Source organism: Flavobacterium lipolyticum, from assembly GCF_020905335.1.
Classification (GTDB): domain Bacteria; phylum Bacteroidota; class Bacteroidia; order Flavobacteriales; family Flavobacteriaceae; genus Flavobacterium; species Flavobacterium lipolyticum.
Genome location: NZ_JAJJMN010000001.1, coordinates 3,326,654 through 3,347,926, shown reverse-complemented (window position 1 = coordinate 3,347,926; position 21,273 = coordinate 3,326,654). Strand labels below are relative to the sequence as shown.

The following is a 21,273-nucleotide window of genomic DNA, read 5'->3' as shown; positions in this document are numbered from 1 at the left end:
AACTAAACCAATAGACATAGACTATCTTACTTATAAAAAACGATGCCTCTATGTGATAAATATTTTTCACGCAGATTTTGCAGATCTTGCAGATTTTATAATCTTTTTAATCCATTAATCTGTGGCTATCATTTTAACACATAGAGGCCTAGATTTATATAAAAAAGAATTCCTAAAAAGAAACTCGTTTCTTTCACGTAGTAAGCTATGTGTATTGAGAAAAAGTGAAATGCCTGATTTTCGGTTTACAAAATGCTATGTCTCTATGTGTTTAAAAAGACTCCGAAACGAATTAAATAAAATAAGAAAATGAAAGATCGTATCATTTCAGTTGATGTTTTAAGAGGGCTTACTGTCTTGTTAATGACCGTTGTAAACAATCCGGGAAGCTGGGATTATGTTTACCCCATTCTCGATCATGCAAAGTGGAACGGCTGCACCTTAGCCGATCTCGTTTTTCCGTTTTTTATACTTGTCGTTGGAATCGCAATTCCACTCGCCATGCCCATTAAACAGGACAAACCCGAAAACATCTTAAAAATAATCACCCGTTCCCTGCGCATCATTTGCCTTGGATTTTTTCTGTACTTTTTCAACAGCATTTATTTTCTGGGACTTGACGGATTTCCACTTCTTCTCGTGCGTTTAATGCTCACCGCTTTAGTTGGATATGCTTTAATTGGAAACTTCAATCTTAAAATTAAAACCCTTTTAGCCGCTGGTCTTTTCATTATTTTTCTCGCTTTAGCTTATGGCGGACACGAAAATTTCAGCGATGTCAGACTTCCAGGTGTGCTGCAACGCATCGGAGTTGTTTATCTGCTGGTTTCACTCGTCTATTTAAAAACAAACGTAAAAACCCAAATCATTCTAAGTACTCTTATTTTATTGGGCTATTGGGCGATCATGACACTGGTTCCTGTTCCCGGAATTGGTCCTGCAAATCTGGAACCGGGTACCAATTTAGCGTCATGGCTCGATAGTATTTTACTCAAAGATCACATGTACATCGCTACCAAAACCTGGGATCCGGAAGGTATTCTAAGTACTGTACCCACTATAGCAAACGGATTGATCGGACTACTAATAGGTCAATTGCTTCTAAAACCCATACCCAAAACCGAAATTGCAAAAAAAATGGGAATCCTCAGTGTTGCCCTGATGATCTCAGGATTACTGTGGTCTCTATTTTTCCCTATAAATAAAGCACTTTGGAGCAGCTCGTATGTTTTATTTACTGCCGGGATTGGTTTATTTCTCCTCACCCTGATCTATTATGTAGTAGATATACTCAATCACAAAAAATGGACAACTTTTTTACTCAGTTGGGGTGTAAATCCAATGATTGTATTTTTTGTTTCCGGCATACTGCCTCGTGCACTTGCCATGATTAAAATTCAGAATCCTCAAAATATTTCCGAGACTATAAACGTTAGAGACTATGCGTACCAGTACGGGATCAGTCCTCTTTTTGAAAATCAATTGTTATCGTCCTTTACCTATTCTGTACTGTATGTACTATTATGGAGTTGTGTTTTAGGATATTTTTACAAAAAAAGACTCATTTTTAAGGTATAAATCCTAATTAATTTAAGATTTAGGATATTTGATTATCGATTATTGATTTACAAAGTTAAAACTAATGTCCGGCTGAGCGGAGTCGAAGCCCCTCACGTTCTCGTTGACCTGTCTTCGACTCCGCTCAGACAGACAACTTCGACTCCGCTCAGACGGACAAGTTCGATTTACAAACTATAAACTATAAACCCTTTATATTTAAAATTTCCGATTAACGATTATTGATTTACAAAACTAAAACTAATGTCCGGCTGAGCGAAGTCGAAGCCCCCACGTTCTCGTTGACCTGTCTTCGACTTCGCTCAGACAGACAAGTTCGACTCCGCTCAGACAGACAACTTCGATTTACAAAACTAAAACTAATATCCGGCTGAGCGAAGTCGAAGCCCCCCACGTTCTCGTTGACCTGTCTTCGACTTCGCTCAGACGGACAACCTCGACTCCGCTCAGACGGACAACCTCGACTTCGCTCAGACAGACAAGTTCGACTCCGCTCAGACAAACAACAAACAACAAACAACAAACAACAAACAACAAACAACAAACTATAAACCATAAACAGCAAAGAATTTCACTCCGTTTATCAACCTATAATTAAACGAATAAACGATTAAACCATTAAACATTCCACTTAATCACTATTCTAAAATTATAATTTCTTATACTCATCTAAAAAAACTATTTTTGGTTTCTGTTAAAAAAGATTGAAATGCATAAAAATCAGCAACTATTATTCTCTATTCTATTTTTATTTTTCTTCGGATGGAAATCCGATGCACAGGAAAAAACACTTTACCCTAAAAATGAATTTAGAGGGGTCTGGATTGCAACTGTGGTCAACATCGACTGGCCAAAAACAGCTAAAGACAGCGTAGAGAAAGAAAAAGCGGACTATCTTGAGATTTTAGATGCTTATAAAAAATTAAACTACAACGCCGTAATAGTTCAGATTCGAAGCGTTGGAGATGCTTTATATCCAACAGAACTCGCACCATGGTCCCGTTTCCTGACAGGGAAAGAAGGACAGGCACCCAATCCGTATTACGATACCTTGGCCTGGATGATCGAGGAAGCCCACAAAAGAGGCTTTGAATTTCACGCCTGGCTGAATCCGTATCGCGCTACTTTCGACCTGAACAAACAGCAGTTAAGTCCCGATCACGACATTTTTAAGCATCCGGAATGGATGATTGAATACGCCGGAAAAATATATTACGACCCTGCATTACCTGAGGTTCAGGAACATCTAACCAAGGTGGTAAAAGAAGTAGTCGACAAATACGATATCGATGCCATTCATTTTGACGACTACTTTTATCCGTATACTGTTCCGGGAAAAACCTTTAACGATACCACTTCCTACAAAAAATACGGAGCCGGGTTAAGTCTTGGTGATTGGCGTCGTGCCAATGTGAGCAACTTTGTACACACCATTTCGACCATGATCAAAACCAGTAAACCATGGGTACAATTCGGAATCAGTCCGTTTGGGGTGTGGCGTAATAAATCTCAGGATCCAAAAGGTTCTGAAACCCAGTCAACGTCCAATTACGACGATTTGTATGCCGATCCTGTTTTATGGATGGACCAAAAATGGATCGATTACATCCTTCCTCAATTGTACTGGAGTATGAACAACCCGAGAGCTTCTTATTCAAAATTGGTCAAATGGTGGTCAGAGAACTCTAATAATACTGCACTTTATATCGGACACGCCTCTTATAAAATCAGAGGAGACAATGACAAAAGCTGGAATTTTGCCAGTGAAATTCCAAATCAGATTGATTATGCTAGAAGCTTCAAAAAAGTAAGCGGAAGCGCTTATTTCAGTTCTAAATGGTTCATGAACAAGAACTTTGATATCGTTCGTCTTTTAGAAGAAAATCAATATAAATATCCGGCACTTCCGGCTGCAGTACCCAATTTAAAGCACATTATAATCGATACACCGGTTTTCAATGAGTATTCAAAAGACAGCAATAAATACACCTTCACAATCAAAAGTCCGCTGAATACAAAAGTGCGCTACATCGTAATTTATGGTGGAGATCATGTTTCGAAAGTAGATGTTAATGACGCTACAAAAATTATCGATAAAATTACCGTTTATGAAACAAACGGAGTAATTTCATTCAGCATTCCTGCCGAAAAAATAAATCAGTACAAAGCCTGCGCCGTAACCTTTATTGATTATTATGCTAATGAAAGTACGCCCGCAGCTATCGACCTAAAAAAACCATTTAAACCTTATACCCCTGCCCAGCCAAATGAAAACAGATAATAAACCATGGTTCTGGATTCCGTTTCTAAATTTCGCATCTGGATTGCCTTATGCCATAATTATCTCTGTTTCGGTAATTATGTACAAAAATCTGGGAATATCAAACGAAGATATTGGCGTCTACACCAGTTTATTATACCTGCCCTGGGTGATAAAACCACTTTGGAGCCCTTTTATTGAGTTGACAGGAACTAAGAGAAAATGGTTTTTATCAATGCAATTGCTCATCTCTATTGCTTTTTTGGTCGTTGGATTCACCATTCCCACAAGTGGTTTTTTCATGATGACTTTAGCCATATTCTGGGTTGCCGCTTTTGCATCAGCCTCCAATGATATTGCTAGTGATGGTTTCTATTTATTGGTTTTACCCAAAGAGCAGCAATCTTTTTTCTTAGGAATCAGAAGTACCTTTTACAGACTTTCGATGCTTGCCGGAAATGGATTAATTGTTTTGCTTGCCGGTTATTTAGAACATAAATATGGCGACAATACCAAAGCCTGGTCCTATACCATGATTATTGTTGGTTTATTGATGACATTTATTACCCTTTACAATTTCATTTTTACGCCAAAAGAAGAAATAAACACCTTAGAAAGTGCTGATAAAACACATCATCAAAACTTTGCCACTATATTTATCAGTTTCTTTCAAAAAAAACAAATTGGAATAATTCTCGCTTTTATCCTAGTTTTCAGACTTGGTGAATCTCAATTACTTAAAATGTTAAGTCCTTTTTTATTGGACGGAAAAGAATTAGGCGGAATGGGATTAGATACGGAAGCTGTTGGAATAATTTATGGAACTCTGGGGATTTTTGCTTTGACTGTTGGAGGAATTTTAGGCGGAATCGCGCTTTCTAAACATGGTCTTACCAAATGGATGTTTCCAATGTTTTTGACCATGCATCTCCCTATTCTTGGTTTTATCGGATTGGCTCATTTTCAGCCGCAAGATATTTTCCATCTTCATATCAATTTGTATTTTTTCGAAATTAACTCTCCTTTAAATCTCTATACCTGCATTACCGTTATTCTGGAACAATTTGGATACGGTTTTGGTTTCACAGGTTTTATGATGTATTTAATTCATGTTGCAGAAGGAGAATCAAAAACGGCACATTATGCGCTTGCAACCGGTTTTATGGCATTAGGAATGATGCTTCCGGGGATGTTAAGTGGTTTTATACAAAAATATTTAGGTTATGAAAACTTCTTTATCTGGGTAGTAATCGCCACAATCCCAGGTCTTATTTTATCACGTTTTTTAATATTCCCAAAAGATTTTGGGAAAAAATCTGAAGAAGTTTAACCCCAAATCAAACATCTTACCTATGGAGATCAATGAAAATTTACAGGCCGAACGAAACCTGAAAGCAATTGAATTGGAAAAAGCAGGAGAAACGGAGAAAGCAATTGCGTTATACGAACAAAATATCAACGAAGGTTTTAAAGGAAATCATCCTTACGACCGATTAGCAACCTTCTATAAAAACCAGATGGATCTCGATAATGAGATCCGGGTTTTAGAAAAAGCCATTGTTGTTTTTGAAAAAATTACACTCGAAGACCGACTCGAAGGTTTGCCGAAACTCTTCCGTTTCAAAAACCGCTTAGAAAAAGCATTACACACCAAAACACAACTTGCCAAACAAAAGAAAAGCAAACTGAAATAAGAACAAATTATCATTTTCTAAGTTTTCGCAACCGTATGAAGACAAAACCAAACATATTAGCAATAGTAGTAATCATACTGTCATTATTTTCATGCGGACAATCAAACGAAAAGAAAAAAAAGGCAGTTAGAAAAGATTCGGTTTCGGCAACGTTTTTACAAAAGGAAAAAGAACGTTTAGAAAAAAGAAAAAAATTAGAACAGCAAAATAGAATTGATAGTGTAAGATTTGACCAGATCTTAACAAATGCAATAAAAATTGCAACACAAAATATTGACAAGAACAAATTTCACCAAGAATATAAAGTGAACACTGCAATTGAAGTGGATATAAATTTCGATAATCATTTCACCAAAAAGCATCCCCATTTAATTATTCACCGTTACGGAATAAACGATGTATACATTGACATCTATTCAAAAGTTAACAATAAATTTAAAAAGGTGGTCTCTCATAAAGAATGGAGTCTGACTTATAGAAATGACACTATTAGAGATATTAATGGAGATGGATTAAAAGACTTCGTTTTAAACTGGTATGGTGCTACCGGGTGTTGCTTAAAAGCTTTCAGTAATATTTACTTACTCAGAGAAGACCAAAAGACTTTTTCAAATAGTTTTGAATTTATCAATCCAACTTTCTCTCCTAAAGAAAAAATAATAAGAGGTGTACAATATGGTCATCCCGGAGAAACTGAGATGTACAAATACAGATGGAATGGCGAGACAATTGACACTCTGGAATATGTCTACTATGAAAAAGACAAAAACGACAAGAAAACCGGTAAATTAATTATCTCAAAAAACAAACCTTATAACAATAATAAAAAAGAGACTGTGATACTGAGTTCAATGCCTAATGAATACAAAACAATTGAGGGATATGATTGGTTTACGGGGAAAGGTTATGAATAAAAAGCAGCTTTAAAAGAGCATTTTTATGAAAATGCAAACTTTTTAATCCTGAAAAATAAATTTCAGCTTAGCCAAAACACCATATTGTAAAGCTCCTTTTTCAAAAACGAAAATAAATTTAACATCATGATTAGTTTAAAAAGAACCAACTCTGACGATACTGATTTTAAAAATCTGGTCGTTTTACTGGATCAGGATTTAAAAATCAGAGACGGAGAAGACCATGACTTTTACAATCAGTTTAACAAAACCGATCTCATCAAACATGTTGTCGTTTTCTATGAAAATGATATAGCAGTTGGTTGTGGTGCTTTTAGGGAAAAAGAAAAAGATACGGTCGAAATCAAACGCATGTTTGTCCACCCCGATTTCCGAAAAAGAGGAATTGCTTCTCAGGTTTTGGCAGAACTCGAGCGCTGGGCAAAAGAAATCAAATACAGCTATACGATTCTCGAAACCGGTAAAAATCAGCCGGAAGCCATCAGCTTATACCAAAAATTAGGTTACACTATCATTCCAAACTATCCGCCTTACGAGAAAATGGACAATAGTGTTTGTATGAAAATGACTTTAAAATAATCTTTTGGGTGTAGCCATTTTTAACACATAGAAACATAGATTTTTTTAGCAGAAAAAAGACGTTTCACTTATTTAAAATACACAAAACTGGTTATGTGAAAGAAATTATATTTTTTTTTTGTATCCTTTTTTACACATATCCCGATGCATCGGGACTATCTGTTTAATTAAACTTTTACGAATTACAACCCAACGGGTTTTATACTAATGAAAATGACAGCACAAGCATTAAGACAAAAAGTGGGACAATTCTTTTTTCCTGCAGTTTTTATAAACGATACCGAAGAAAACATCCAGGAAACTGAACGTTTAATAAAAGAACACCACATTGGCGGACTTACCTTTTTTCACAGCCGTGCGAGTGCTGCAACAAACTACGAGAGCAAGAAAAAAGTTGTTTTTAATGACGACAGCTATCAAAAAATAAAAGACCTGATTGTCCGTTATCAAAACGTAGCCACTACCCCTCTCCTAATCAGCATTGATGCCGAATGGGGCTTAGCCATGCGCATTGAAAAAACACCGCAGTACCCGTACGCCATTACATTAGGCGCCTTACCGGAAAATAAATCGAATCTGGTTTATGAAGTGGGGAAACAAATTGGTTTAGATTTGAAAGCTGCAGGAATTCATTACAATCTATCTCCCTTGGCCGACATCAATAACAACCCGAACAACCCCGTAATAGGCTATCGCTCTTTTGGTGAAAACAAAGAAAAAGTAGCCCATTTTGCTGTAGAATATCTTAAAGGCATGTCGGAAGTGGGAATTTTAGGCTGTCTGAAACACTTCCCCGGACACGGAAATACCAATGTCGATTCGCATTTAGGGTTACCGGTTTTAAGCGAGACTTTAGAAGAATTACTTGAAAACGAGCTGTACCCTTTTATTAAAGGAATTGAACACAATGTCGATTCGATTATGATTGGACATTTAGCAGTTCCAAGTTTGAACGAAGGAAAAAATACTTCGGCAACTTTATCAAAACCTATTATTGAAACACTTTTACGAGAAAAACTGGGTTACGATGGTCTGGTCATTTCCGATGCACTGAACATGCATAGTGTTTCTAAATTATACGAAACCAAAGGAGAATTGGAATGGGAAGCCTTCAATGCGGGTAATGATGTTTTATGTTTCGCCGAAAATGTACCCGAAGGAATCGAAGCCATTCTTAAAAATGCTTCTCCTGAACGTATTGAAGAAAGTTTCAACAGAATTATCAAAGCCAAGCAAAAAGTTGGAATTCTAGCTGAAAATCAATTTACTTCAGGTGAACTAAATTTCGAAAGAGCATCAGCTTTAAACCTTGAAATTGCTCAAAATTCCATCACAAAAATCATTGATGATTTCACCATCGAACAGGTTTTTGAAGCACAAAAAAACAACCAGTTAGCCAAATTAAGTTTATACAAAAACACGAAAAATCCATTTTTTCAGACTTTAAATACCGTACTAAATTCAGCAGAATTTGATTTTGAGAATGCAGAAGATTCATCCATTTCAGAAATCAAAAAAGGTCTGGAGCCATTCGAAACCGTTATTATTTCTTTGTTTGTTCCGAAAGCAAAACCAATGAATAATTTCGAAATCAATGATGAAGTTTTAGAATTGCTTTCTAACCTTCTTCAAACCAAAAAGTGCCTCCTTTACGTTTTCGGAAATCCTTATGTTTTGCCAATAATTCCGAATCTTTCTAAAGCTTCCCGAATTATTCAGGTGTATCAGGATTTCGAAGAATTTCAAAAAAATGCAGGAATTCAATTTCTTGAAAATAATACTTGCAGAGGAAACCTACCCGTAAATATTGAAATCCAATAACTTACAAAAACCAAACAGTAACTTATAATCAAAAACTATCACCTAATAAATATTAATAATTACTTCTTATTGTAAGAATACGCACTTATGCCCTACTTTTGCACCAGAAATAAATTTTTAACTTTAAAACGAAAAATATGTCTTTAGTAGGAAAAAAATTCCCAAGTATTGCAGTTGATGCTATCTCTGAAATGGGTGATAATTTAAAAATCAACATTTTTGAAGAAGCAGTAAACAACAACAAAAAAGTATTATTGTTTTGGTACCCAAAAGATTTCACTTTTGTTTGCCCAACTGAATTACACGCCTTCCAAGCTGCTTTACCAGAATTTGAAAAAAGAAATACTATCGTAATCGGAGCTTCATGTGATACAAACGAAGTACACTTTGCATGGTTAAACACACCAAAAAATAACGGTGGAATCGAAGGTGTTACTTACCCAATCTTAGCAGATACAAACCGTAACTTAGCTAATATTTTAGGTATTCTTGACATCGAAGCTACAAGCTACAGCGAAGAAACTGATTCAGTTATCATCGAAGGTTCAAACGTACCTTACAGAGCTACTTACTTAATTGACGAAACTGGAAAAATCTTCCACGAAAGTGTTAACGATATGCCATTAGGACGTAACGTAAACGAATATTTAAGAATGGTTGATGCTTACACTCACATTCAAACTAAAGGTGAAGTTTGTCCTGCAAACTGGGAAGCCGGAAAAGAAGCAATGAGCGCAGACAGACTTAGTACTGCTGAGTATTTAAGCGCTAATTAAGCAGCAAAGATACTAAGGTTCTAAGATGCTAAGTTTTTTAACTTAACTTTTGAATCTTACCTATAGTTCTACAATAAAAGTCAAGAGATTCTAAGATTAAACTTAGATCTTAGAATCTCAACGACTTAAAAAACTATCAAATAAATCCACACAAAGTTATTCGGTTCGAGAGCAAAAATTTAGCATCTTAGAACCTTAACAACTTAGTGTCTTAAAAATAAAAACTATGTTAATCGACTTAAACGAAGATACGTTAGCAGATTTAGTTGCTAAAAATGAAAAAGTAGTAGTGCAATATTCAGCTTCATGGTGTGGAAATTGCCGTATTATGAAACCAAAATTCAAAAAACTAGCCACAGAAAACGAAGCTATCACTTTTGTTTTGGTTGATGCTGAAAATTCACCGGAATCAAGAAAGTTAGCCAATGTAAGCAACCTGCCTACGTTCGCAACCTTTGTAAACGGACAATTGGTTGGAGAAACTCAAACCAACAAACAAGAAGTTTTAATCGACTTGGTAAACGCGATCGCTTAAATTGATTGTTAGATTGTTAGATTTTTGGACGGTTAGATACTTTAACCCTTTTCTAAAAATCCAATAATCTAAAAATCTAAAAATCTAAAAAAAATGAAATTACCCGTAATAAAGCAGTTAACCCAATTCATCGAAGAAAACGATCAGGATTATATCATTGAAACTATCGAAGTTTTAGAAGCGATGACTGAAATTCCGTCTTTAAAAGATGAAGAATTAGATGTAATTGGCGAATTAATTTCGAATATGTATGGTGCGCTTGAAGTACACAAAATGGTAGTTCAGGGCACTGATAAAAAAGAAGCTCTAAATGCGTTCATGAAACGTGTTTTAGGTTCCATCGATAAATAATCGAGCATACAAATAAAAAAAACATGACAAGAGAAAGCGTTTCAATTTTGAGGCGCTTTTTTTTTAGTTTACAGTCTCAGTTTTCAGCCTCAGTTTTCAGTCTCAGTTTTCAGTCTCAGTTTTCAGTCTCAGTTTTCAGTCTCAGTTTTCAGTCTCAGTTTTCAGTCTCAGTTTACAGTCTCAGTTTTCAGTCTCAGTTTACAGTCTCAGTTTACAGTCTCAGTTTACAGTCTCAGTTTTCAGTCTCAGTTTGCAGTCTCAGTTTGCAGTCTCAGTTTTCAGTCTCAGTTTGCAGTCTCAGTTTGCAGTCACACTCTCGGTTTAAACCACGAGTGTCCTCCTGAGCGAAGTCGAAGGACTTTCATACTACAAAAGATCTTCTTCACCAATCAGATCAATAAACGAAAAACTCATATCATGTCACACTCGCACTCTGAACCAATGGTGACTTCCTGAGCGAAGTCGAAGGAAACCCAAGCGATAGCGAATAGGCGAAGCAGATCACAGAAAAAACTCCACAATCAAAAATGCCTCTCTCTAGTGCAATTTCTCCTTCGCCGAAATGACATCCTTTGTGATAAATCTAAAATAATTCGTGAATACGTGGCTATTAAAACAGCCCCCTTAATCTCTCCTTAAACCCATCAACAAATACTTTTAGATTCGAATATTAATCCTTACTTTTGAACCTCATTAATTTAAATAAAAATCATGGCTTCAATAACATTGGGAGGAAATCCTATTCATACTTCAGGCGAATTACCAACAGTTGGATCACAACTAGCTGATTTCAAATTAGTACAAAACGATTTATCAGTTGTTTCTTTAAGCAATTTTGCCGGAAAAAAACTGGTTTTAAACATTTTCCCAAGTATCGATACCGGAACTTGTGCTACATCTGTTAGAAAATTCAATGAAAGTGCCAGCAACTTAGAGAACACAACTGTATTGTGTATTTCAAGAGATTTACCATTTGCACAAAAACGTTTTTGTGGTGCTGAAGGATTAGAAAATGTAGTTAACTTATCCGATTTTCAGGCAGGAGATTTTGGAAAAACAAACGGTTTAGAAATTGTTGACGGACCTTTGGCTGGTTTACATTCAAGAGTAATCATTGTAGTTGATGCTAATGGAAAAGTAACTCACACTGAACAAGTAGCTGAAATTGCAAACGAACCAAATTACGAAGCAGCTTTAGCAGCATTATAATATCTTTAAATGGAATTTCAAAAAGACAATACCTTTGTTACCGGCCGTCTAAAAAGTATGACCTATGCTTTTAACGGAGCGGTAAAATTAATCAAAACAGAACACAGCATTATGGTTCAATTCTCTCTGGGAATTATCATGACCATAGCCGGGTTTTATTTTCATATTTCACAAACCGAATGGTTGTGCCAAACATTAGCCATAGGCCTCGTTTTAAGCGTTGAAGGTTTGAATACGGCAGTAGAAAAAATTGCCGATTTTATTCACCCTGATTACAGCAAACGAATCGGTTTTATTAAAGATATTGCAGCGGGAGCGGTATTTTTTGCCGCAATGACAGCAATCGCAATAGGCTTAATCATTTACATCCCAAAATTTATATAGGCAACAGGAAACGCAAGAATGGCAAAAACAACCAAAAAGGAAACTTTAGACAAAAAAAACGAATCAAAGACTGAAAAGATAAAGTACGGAAACCTATCCAAACAACAAAAATTTGTTTTAGGATGTCTTCTGATACTCTTTTCTGCGGCACTATTAGTTGCCTTTATTTCTTTTTATGTCAACGGACAATGGCAATCTGACCAAAGTGCGGTAAGCCAGCTTGGCGATCGTACCGAAATTGTAGAAAACTGGCTCGGAAAATTCGGGGCGTTCCTCGCCGATCTTATTGTATACAAAGGTTTTGGTATTGCTTCATTTATATTCGTTCGTTTATTTTTCCTTACCGGAATGTTTCTCGCTTTGGAACTCTCTACCAAAAAATTAAAAAATACTTGGTTTTGGGATCTTTTTGCCCTTATTATTGTCTCTGTACTATTTGGATTTTTCGCCACTTCAGCACCTGAATTGGGCGGAACGATCGGATATGAACTCAATCTGTTTTTACAAGATTACATCGGAAAAACCGGAACTTTACTTACGCTACTTTTCGGATTAATCGTGTACCTGATTTTTAAAATCAAACTATCTCCTGAAAAAATTCAGTCGTATTTTGATTCTACTAAAAAAGAATTCAATTCAGAATTGGCTTCAATAAAAAAACCTCAGGAAGCCGAGAGTGCTTATAACTTAGAAGAATTTGCTATCGAGGAAGAAGATCCGGAATTAGACAACATTCATCTAAAATCTAATATCAGCCAATTCGAAATCAACAAAGAAGCTTTAAAACCAACCATTTCAAACGCCTCAGAAATTGATTTGAATCCGGTTTTAAAACCAGTTCAAATGGATATCAATCCGGTAACTGTAAAAACTCCTGTTCATACCGAAGAATTTGTAATTGAAAAAGCAGAAGAGGAAGATATTATTGAAGAGAATCTGGCTTCCCGTCTAGTAGCCGATTTTGGTTTATTCGACCCTACTTTAGACCTATCCAATTACAAATTCCCTACACTTGACATATTGAAAGAATACTCAACCGGAGGAATTACGATCAATCAGGAGGAATTAGAAGAAAACAAAAACAGAATTGTTGATACACTTCGCAATTATAAAATTGAAATTGCACAGATCAAAGCAACTGTTGGACCATCGGTAACCTTATACGAAATTGTACCGGAAGCCGGGATCAGAATTTCTAAAATTAAAAGTTTAGAGGATGATATCGCATTATCACTTTCAGCATTAGGAATCCGTATTATAGCTCCTATTCCAGGAAAAGGAACTATTGGTATCGAGGTTCCGAACAAAAACCCTACAATGGTTTCGATGAAAAGCGTTATTGGATCTGCTAAATTTCAGGAAGCTGAAATGGAACTGCCAATTGCTTTAGGAAAAACAATCTCCAACGAAACTTTTGTGGTCGATCTGGCCAAAATGCCTCACTTACTGATGGCCGGAGCAACCGGACAAGGAAAATCGGTAGGTTTAAATGCTGTTTTAACCTCTCTTTTATACAAGAAACATCCGGCCGAAGTTAAATTTGTACTGGTAGATCCGAAAAAAGTAGAGCTTACGCTTTTTAATAAAATTGAAAGGCATTATTTAGCCAAACTACCTGATACAGAAGACGCTATCATCACCGACAACGCAAAAGTAGTGAATACACTGAACTCACTTTGTGTTGAAATGGACAATCGCTACTCTTTACTAAAAGACGCGATGGTACGCAACATCAAGGAATATAACGAAAAATTCCGAGCAAGAAAACTAAATCCCGAGGCAGGGCACCGATTTTTACCTTACATTGTTCTGGTAGTCGACGAGTTTGCCGATTTAATTATGACTGCCGGTAAAGAAGTTGAAGTCCCTATTGCCCGTTTGGCTCAATTGGCCCGTGCTATTGGTATTCACCTGATTATCGCTACACAAAGACCATCGGTGAATGTTATTACAGGTTTAATTAAAGCCAATTTCCCCGCAAGAATTGCTTTCAGGGTAACTTCTAAAATTGATTCCCGAACCATTCTGGACACACAGGGAGCCGATCAGTTAATTGGACGAGGAGATTTATTATACACCAACGGAAATGATGTGATACGTGTACAATGTGCCTTCATAGACACTCCTGAGGTGGAAAAAATTACGGATTTTATCGGTTCGCAAAAAGCTTATGCCACAGCTTATTTGCTTCCGGAGTTTGTTGGAGAAGAAAATGGCATCAATCTTGATGTGGATATTTCCGAAAGAGATACTTTATTCAGAGAAGCTGCAGAGATTATTGTCAATGCACAACAAGGTTCGGCTTCATTACTGCAAAGAAAATTAAAATTAGGATACAACAGAGCCGGTCGCCTGATCGATCAGCTGGAAGCTGCAGGCATTGTTGGTCCGTTTGAAGGCAGTAAAGCAAGAACCGTAAACATCACTGACTTAAGTGCTCTTGACCAATTTTTTAATAATGAACAAAATTAATCCCATCATGAAAACAAAAATTCAGGAAATCCAAAACAATTCTATTACTAAGATGACTAAAAAGTGCATTCAAATGGCGGTTTTATTGCTTTTGAGCTTCACTTCTATTCAGGCTCAGGATAAAAAAGCCAAAGATTTATTGAATGAAGTAACTTCAAAAATAAAAAGCTACAACAATATTGTTATTGACTTTAAATACACACTGAATAACACTAAAGAGAACATCAACCAGGACAGTAAAGGAAATGTAACCATGAAAGGCAATCAATATGTATTGAATTTTATGGGAGTAACAAAAATATTTGACGGTCAGAAAACCTACACCATCGTTCCGGAAGACGAAGAAGTAACCATTTCTAAAGTAAACGAAAAGGACGATACTGCTATTACACCTTCAAAAATGCTGACTTTCTTCAATTCCGGCTACAAATACAACATGGATATTGTTCAAAATGTAAAAGGTAGAAAAATACAATATATCAAATTAGCTCCTACAAGTTCTAAAGACCAAAGAAAAGAGATTCTTTTAGGTATTGATGTTCAGACCAAACACATTTATAACCTGATCGAAACCGGAAAAAATGGAACAAAAACCACTTTAACCGTTAATTCTTTTAAAACCAATCAGCCTTTATCAAAAAATCAATTTACATTTGTAGCGAGCAAATATCCAAAATACTACATCAATAAATTAGATTAATTACAAGGTTGAAAATTTTAGACAAATACTTACTCAAAACATTCCTGATTACATTTACTACGGTATTTGTAATCCTTTTTTTTATCTTCATACTCCAAACCGTATGGCTCTTTATCTCTGAACTTGCAGGTAAAGATCTTGATTTGATTTTGGTTGTGAAATTCCTTTTATTCTCGATGCCGAGAATCATTCCGCTGGTTTTACCGCTATCGGTTTTACTGGCCTCTATTATGACTTTCGGAAATCTGGCTGAGAATTATGAATTCGCAGCGATGAAATCATCAGGAATATCACTTCAGAGAGCGATGCGAGGTTTGATCGTGTTTATCTTTGTTTTAAGTATTGTAGCTTTCTGGTTCGCCAATAATGTGATTCCGTATGCGGAATATAAATTTATTAATTTCCGAAAAAACATAGCACAAGCTAAGCCTGCCATGGCAATTGCCGAAGGGCAGTTTAATGACGTTGGGTTTTACAACATTAAAGTCAACAAAAAATCTGGTGAAAATGGAAACATTTTAACCGGTGTTACGATTCACGAAAAACCAACCAATACCGGCGAAAACAAAACCGTTATCAAAGCCAAAGATGGTGAATTGATGAGTAACGAAAAATCCAGCATTTTAAAATTAGTTTTAAATGACGGATATTACTACCAGGACGTTACTCCGAAAAAATACGAAGATCGCGCGAAACTGCCTTTCATAAAAAGTGCTTTCAAAAAACAGATCATTAATATTGATTTATCCGAATTAAACAAAACCGCTGACGATAAAGAAAACATAAGCAACACAAACGGAATGTTGAATATTAACGAACTTCGTTATACACTGGATTCCCTGAACAAAAATCTGGATAATGAAATCATCTCTTTTTCAGAAAATATCAATCAACGTGTGGGTATTACCAAATCATCCGTTCCTGTAAAAACAAATAAAAAGAAAAAGAATCTGCCTAACAACCTTTTATCACTTTACACTAATAAAGAGAAGGCTGATGTAATAAGAATGGCAAGCAGCAATGTTACAAGCAATATCTATTCTATCGAATCAACACAAAACGATTTAAAAGAAAAACAAAGAGATATCAATCAACATTTAACAGCCTTATACGAAAAATTTGTAATCGCTTTTGCCTGTTTCTTAATGTTTTTTATTGGTGCACCATTAGGAGCTATCATTCGCAAAGGAGGACTTGGTCTGCCTATTGTATTTGCCGTTTTAATTTTTATTACATTCCATTTCATTAATACTTTCGGAAAAAGACTTTCACAGGAAGGTGCAATGAATCCGTTTTTAGGATCATGGATGTCCTCTTTTATACTATCACCATTAGCTGTATTATTAACGTATCGTGCTACTAACGACAACGGATTAATCAACTTTGATGCAATTACTACTCCAATCTCACAACTATTTCAAAAAATTTCCGAGCGGTTTTTTCCTGCTCAAAATCAAAAATAACTATGTCAACAACAAAAATACAACTAAACACCATTGAGGAAGCTATTGAAGACATTCGTCAGGGTAAAGTAATCATTGTAGTGGATGATGAAGATCGCGAAAATGAAGGCGATTTTCTGGCTGCAGCCGAAAAAGTAACTCCGGAAATGATCAATTTCATGGCTACTCACGGACGCGGATTAATTTGTGCTCCATTGACAGAAAGCCGTTGTAAGGAATTAGACCTAAGACCAATGGTAACCAACAATACCGATCATATGGAAACTGCTTTTACGGTTTCTGTAGATTTAAAAGGACATGGGGTAACAACAGGAATTTCGGCAGCTGACCGCTCTAAAACGGTAATAGCACTGACCGATTCAAATGTTAAACCACATGAATTGGCACGTCCGGGACATATTTTCCCTTTAGTAGCCAAACAAGGCGGAGTTTTAAGAAGAACCGGACACACTGAAGCCGCTATAGATTTTGCCAGGTTGGCAGGATTTAAACCAGCTGGTGTTATTTGCGAAATTTTGAATGAAGACGGTACCATGTCTCGTTTACCTGAATTGGCAAAAGTGGCTAAAAAATTCAATCTAAAATTAGTTTCGATTGAAGATCTGGTAGCTTACAGAATGCAACACGACAGCCTGATTGTTAAAAAAGAGGATTTTGATATTGAAACCCGTTTTGGAACTTTTAGATTAAGAGCATACGAGCAAACTACCAACAAGCAAATTCATATTGCCTTAACAAAAGGAACCTGGAATCTGGGAGAGGCTATTTTAACAAGAATCAATTCTTCGCAGGTAAACAATGATTTACTTGGCACTTTGACCAATAATGCTGAACAGCAATTAGACGATATGTTCAAGGTGATTAATGAAAATGGCAAAGGAGCCGTGTTATTCGTTAATCAGGATATGACGGCTGTAAATCTATTGAACAGAATTGCCGAACTTAAAACCTTACAGGCAGGAGGAACAATGAAAGCTCCAAAAGTAATCATTGACAGCAAAGATTATGGAATTGGTGCGCAAATTTTACACGATATCGACATTTCAAAAATCAGATTGGTTTCTAACACGGAACAAACAAAACGTGTGGGAATGATTGGATATGGACTTGAAATTACCGAATACGTAAGTTATTAATATATGGGAACAGTAGAAGAAAGAATTATAAAATCGGAAACACGAATTTTCAAAGCGGTTTTCCCGAGTACCACAAACCATTACGACACTTTATTTGGAGGAACAGCGCTTCATGTTATGGACGAAGTTGCTTTTATTTGTGCTACAAGATTCAGCAGAAAAAAAGTAGTAACGATTTCAACCGGTCAAATCGATTTTAAAAAAGCCATTCCGGCGGGAACTTTAATCGAATTAGTAGCCAAAGTGATCAGTGTTGGAAGAACGAGTTGTAAAATTCACGTCGATATTTTTATGGAGCAAATGTATTCCGAGCTTCGCGAAACCGTAGTTTCTGGAACATTTTCGTTTGTTGCGGTGGATGAAAACAAAAAACCGGTGCCTATTTTGGACGACCTGAACTAATTTTTTCAAAAATCTATTTTTCGTAAATACTGATAATTAGATACTTGAAAATTATTTCAAAAAAGCTTAAAAAAAAGCGCTAAAAAAGTTTTGAGAACCGAAAAAGCATCTTATATTTGCACTCGCAATCAGCAAATGATCGCAACATACTGGAGAAATGGCAGAGCGGTCGAATGCGGCAGTCTTGAAAACTGTTGACTGTAACAGGTCCGGGGGTTCGAATCCCTCTTTCTCCGCCAGTAGAAGTTTCCAAAGAAACTTTAAAAGTCAAAAGCCTTTAAACACTAGTGTTTAAAGGCTTTTTCGTTTTTACAAACTTTTCAAAAAGCACATGTTTTAGAGATCAGGTTCAAAAGTTGGGGATTAAGCAAAAAGATTAGATAATCTGAACAAGAAAAAGGATCAGGTTCAAAAGTTGCAACCTAATATTGGTAAGTAGCTTTACCCTTTAAGCCCAGCATCGTTTCACATACTTTTTGAGCTGAAGCCGACACATTTATTTCTTTTTTAAATCGTAATTTTTGCATGGCTTTCCTATTTTTATCAGCCTAAAGTTAGTAGTATATGATCAAAAATACCAAAAGGCTCTGCTATGGTTTTTTTTATACAAATATTCTTCGTCAAAAGATTCAATGAAATAGTCAGCTGTTTGAGGAGCAAATCCTGGAATATTTTCTACTAAAAAATCTTTATAGCTTGCGATGTATTCTTTTGTTTGTTGATGTCCCAAAGGATAAAAAATCATTTCACCATCAAATCCGCACCAAGTGTCAAAATCCACTAATTTAGCTTCCAAAATCAAGTGAAGATCAATTATATTCTTATTCTTACTAGCAAAGTAACTAAGCATCAGAAGGTCTTCGCACATACAGTCAAACACACCCAATTCCTCATCTCTTCTGTAAAGAATAGCAGCTTTCAAAAGATACCTTGACAATTCTGCATTAATGTAATTTTTTACATAACCAACAAATTCATCTCTTTCTGGTTGATCGTTATCAACTAGCAGTTTTTCAAAATTTGTTTGACTGATTTCTTTTGTATTCTCAAATTCTAAAATTAGTTCTTCAACAAATGATGTTCGAAATACTTCAGTATAGAAAATTTCTTTTTTAAATCACTGTTAACTTCAATTATAGATTCGTTAATCACATAATACCAACCTTTTCCGCTGTCAATTTTTTCTTTTTGTTCTTTTACAAAATCAGTAATGTCTTGAATTGATTTTATAAATTTGCTATTAAACTTTTTTAAAGCTTCATTTTTAATTCCTATTTGAACAGCCCTGCGTTTTAACTTGTCTCCTTTAATATTATGGTCAGGATCCCACTGAATTCTTACGTTGCTAGTATTTAGTTTTTCTTTCCATGCAGATTCATCGCCGTAGGCTTCATTATAGCTTGTTAAAATGCCTTCGGCAAGAAGCTCTTGAAAACCTTCAAAAGTCATTTCAATAGCTAAAATTCGACTTTGGTTGCTGTCTTTGTTCGCCCAATCACTCCTGTACATCATCCACAAAAAGTTTGGTTTTATCCAAGTCATTCTGTCAAAGCTGTACTCTTGTCCTCCAAATTTTTGATTTTCTATCGCATAGTCCGCAATTTTATCATTGAATGCCTGATATACAAATATATTGTCTCCATGTTTTTGTCCAAGTATAAAATTTCCTTCTTGAGGAAGTCCTTTTTCATAGCTGTGATGTTGGATTGTATTTATGTTCATTTTTATTTATAGGGTCTATTTTTACACTTAAAGCCTCAGACTTTTATCCAAATATAGATTAAAAACATTGAACATTTTAAACGCGTTAAGTATTGTTCAAAAAAAAAGCTGTCAAATTTTCGACAGCTTTTTCTATTTATTTTACTTAAACAATAAAGAGAAGTAAATAATTCAAACACAAAACTATTTTTCCCTAATTCTATTTCTCAAATCTGTTGCAGATGTTACAAGGCCTTTTTTGGTTCTGTCACATCTGAGAGAATCAAATGCAAGTTTTTAAGTAATTTAAAAGTTATGCTGCCAATTTACAGAATGATTTAAACATAGTTATCCCGGGTTTAACTATCTGATTCTTCCTCAGCATATGCACAACTTCAATTCCGCTCAATGTTCGTCTTGCCGATTCAAAGCTTTTAAAGCCTAACCCGTTTTGTATCCTAAATTTTATAAATCTATAGTCCTGTTCTACAATATTGTTGAGATATTTACACTGCCGGATTTTAACCTTTGAGAATGAACGCTTGTTATAGACTTTGATAGCGGCAGTATTAGAACCACTTTTATCAATATTTATCACTCTTGGCTTGTAGTTATTACTAATTGCTTTAATTAGAAATGACTGAGCACTCATTCTCTGTCTTTTTCCGATCAAAAGAAAGTCTACTGTATTACCTAATTTATCTACCGCTCGATATAAATAACACCAAATGCCTTTTACTTTGATATAGGTTTCATCCAATCTCCAACTCTCCCCCACTCTGCCTTTTCTCTTCTTCATTTCTAACTCGATGAAAGGTGTAAACTTATAGACCCAGCGTTGAATAGTAGCATGATCAACATGAACTCCGCGCATTATCATGATCTCTTCAACATCCCGATAGCTTAATGTAAACCTAAGCTTAAAATATACGGCCTGCAGTATAATAGACATCGGATAGCAATGACCTTTAGTATTCATGAGTTTAAGAATTTAAAAAGGCAAAGATAAAACTTAGCTTTAGATGCGACAGAACCTGAATACTTCTTCTAAAGGAGCTTCTTTAAAAAGCAATTCTAAAATTCGGTTTTTTAAAAATCCATAAGACAAATTTGTACTTATTTTATGATCTAATTTTGTGTTTTGGTTCTTAACCTTTAATTCTTCTTCTAAATCGTTTAAAATAATTAACTGCATCTTATTCCAAGATTATGCTTACTCATACATTAGAAAATCGTACTCATTACATTTTTTGCATTATAAAAGCCTATTAGTTGGTATTTTTAATAAAGAAATTAAA

Annotated in this window: 21 protein-coding genes and 1 tRNA gene; 18 read left to right on the top strand and 4 right to left on the bottom strand. The window is 35.5% G+C overall.

What is annotated here, in order from left to right; all coding sequences use genetic code 11:
• The first annotated feature begins 309 nt into the window (after positions 1-309).
• The 18 genes from LNQ34_RS14320 to LNQ34_RS14235 all read left to right on the top strand — a co-directional run bounded on the left by LNQ34_RS14320 (position 310) and on the right by LNQ34_RS14235 (position 18,513).
• A complete protein-coding gene (locus LNQ34_RS14320; protein WP_230000223.1) occupies positions 310-1,578 on the top strand; it encodes an acyltransferase family protein in 1,269 nt (422 codons plus the stop codon).
• A gap of 709 nt (positions 1,579-2,287) precedes the next feature.
• On the top strand, positions 2,288-3,859 hold the full coding sequence (locus LNQ34_RS14315) for a glycoside hydrolase family 10-like protein (RefSeq protein WP_230000222.1): 1,572 nt from the start codon (positions 2,288-2,290) through the stop codon (positions 3,857-3,859).
• Complete coding sequence (locus LNQ34_RS14310; RefSeq protein WP_202703422.1) at positions 3,846-5,168, top strand: MFS transporter; 1,323 nt, start codon at positions 3,846-3,848, stop codon at positions 5,166-5,168. The genes LNQ34_RS14315 and LNQ34_RS14310 overlap by 14 nt, the downstream gene beginning before the upstream one ends.
• A gap of 22 nt (positions 5,169-5,190) precedes the next feature.
• Positions 5,191-5,532, top strand: coding sequence for a hypothetical protein (locus LNQ34_RS14305; RefSeq protein ID WP_202703421.1), 342 nt, complete (start codon positions 5,191-5,193; stop codon positions 5,530-5,532).
• A gap of 35 nt (positions 5,533-5,567) precedes the next feature.
• Positions 5,568-6,446: an XAC2610-related protein gene (locus LNQ34_RS14300; RefSeq protein ID WP_230000221.1), complete on the top strand. Its 879-nt coding sequence runs from the start codon at positions 5,568-5,570 to the stop codon at positions 6,444-6,446.
• A gap of 126 nt (positions 6,447-6,572) precedes the next feature.
• Positions 6,573-7,025, top strand: coding sequence for a GNAT family N-acetyltransferase (locus tag LNQ34_RS14295; RefSeq protein WP_230000220.1), 453 nt, complete (start codon positions 6,573-6,575; stop codon positions 7,023-7,025).
• A 207-nt stretch (positions 7,026-7,232) separates the two neighbouring features.
• A complete protein-coding gene (locus LNQ34_RS14290; RefSeq protein ID WP_230000219.1) occupies positions 7,233-8,846 on the top strand; it encodes a glycoside hydrolase family 3 protein in 1,614 nt (537 codons plus the stop codon).
• Positions 8,847-8,983: 137 nt separating this feature from the next.
• Positions 8,984-9,622, top strand: a complete 639-nt coding sequence (locus LNQ34_RS14285) for a peroxiredoxin (protein WP_173967336.1) — start codon at positions 8,984-8,986, stop codon at positions 9,620-9,622.
• 226 nt (positions 9,623-9,848) lie between these two features.
• Positions 9,849-10,157, top strand: a complete 309-nt coding sequence (locus LNQ34_RS14280; protein ID WP_007805605.1) for a thioredoxin family protein — start codon at positions 9,849-9,851, stop codon at positions 10,155-10,157.
• Positions 10,158-10,250: 93 nt separating this feature from the next.
• On the top strand, positions 10,251-10,508 hold the full coding sequence (locus LNQ34_RS14275) for a DUF6952 family protein (RefSeq protein ID WP_017495510.1): 258 nt from the start codon (positions 10,251-10,253) through the stop codon (positions 10,506-10,508).
• Between the two features lie 711 nt (positions 10,509-11,219).
• Positions 11,220-11,717: a thiol peroxidase gene (tpx, locus tag LNQ34_RS14270; RefSeq protein WP_017495511.1), complete on the top strand. Its 498-nt coding sequence runs from the start codon at positions 11,220-11,222 to the stop codon at positions 11,715-11,717.
• A 9-nt stretch (positions 11,718-11,726) separates the two neighbouring features.
• Complete coding sequence (locus LNQ34_RS14265) at positions 11,727-12,101, top strand: diacylglycerol kinase (protein WP_017495512.1); 375 nt, start codon at positions 11,727-11,729, stop codon at positions 12,099-12,101.
• A gap of 18 nt (positions 12,102-12,119) precedes the next feature.
• Entirely contained in the window at positions 12,120-14,573 is a 2,454-nt protein-coding gene (locus LNQ34_RS14260; RefSeq protein ID WP_202703417.1) for an FtsK/SpoIIIE family DNA translocase, read from the top strand.
• 73 nt (positions 14,574-14,646) lie between these two features.
• Complete coding sequence (gene lolA1 / locus LNQ34_RS14255; RefSeq protein WP_487312999.1) at positions 14,647-15,273, top strand: outer membrane lipoprotein periplasmic chaperone LolA1; 627 nt, start codon at positions 14,647-14,649, stop codon at positions 15,271-15,273.
• An 8-nt stretch (positions 15,274-15,281) separates the two neighbouring features.
• Positions 15,282-16,736, top strand: a complete 1,455-nt coding sequence (locus tag LNQ34_RS14250) for an LptF/LptG family permease (RefSeq protein WP_202703416.1) — start codon at positions 15,282-15,284, stop codon at positions 16,734-16,736.
• A 2-nt stretch (positions 16,737-16,738) separates the two neighbouring features.
• Complete coding sequence (gene ribB / locus LNQ34_RS14245; RefSeq protein ID WP_230000217.1) at positions 16,739-17,872, top strand: 3,4-dihydroxy-2-butanone-4-phosphate synthase; 1,134 nt, start codon at positions 16,739-16,741, stop codon at positions 17,870-17,872.
• Between the two features lie 3 nt (positions 17,873-17,875).
• Entirely contained in the window at positions 17,876-18,274 is a 399-nt protein-coding gene (locus LNQ34_RS14240) for an acyl-CoA thioesterase (protein ID WP_017495517.1), read from the top strand.
• 151 nt (positions 18,275-18,425) lie between these two features.
• A tRNA-Ser gene (locus LNQ34_RS14235) sits at positions 18,426-18,513 on the top strand.
• 329 nt (positions 18,514-18,842) lie between these two features.
• Here LNQ34_RS14235 and LNQ34_RS14230 read toward each other — a convergent pair.
• From LNQ34_RS14230 to LNQ34_RS14215, 4 genes are all read right to left on the bottom strand, one after another.
• Positions 18,843-19,196, bottom strand: coding sequence for a hypothetical protein (locus tag LNQ34_RS14230; protein WP_230000216.1), 354 nt, complete (start codon positions 19,194-19,196; stop codon positions 18,843-18,845).
• A gap of 137 nt (positions 19,197-19,333) precedes the next feature.
• Positions 19,334-19,996: a DUF4291 domain-containing protein gene (locus tag LNQ34_RS14225; RefSeq protein WP_230000215.1), complete on the bottom strand. Its 663-nt coding sequence runs from the start codon at positions 19,994-19,996 to the stop codon at positions 19,334-19,336.
• Between the two features lie 292 nt (positions 19,997-20,288).
• Positions 20,289-20,954 carry an IS6 family transposase gene (locus LNQ34_RS14220; RefSeq protein ID WP_230000214.1) on the bottom strand — a complete coding sequence of 222 codons (666 nt, stop codon included), beginning with the start codon at positions 20,952-20,954 and terminating at the stop codon, positions 20,289-20,291.
• Between the two features lie 39 nt (positions 20,955-20,993).
• On the bottom strand, positions 20,994-21,170 hold the full coding sequence (locus LNQ34_RS14215) for a hypothetical protein (RefSeq protein WP_202704514.1): 177 nt from the start codon (positions 21,168-21,170) through the stop codon (positions 20,994-20,996).
• Positions 21,171-21,273: the final 103 nt, after the last annotated feature.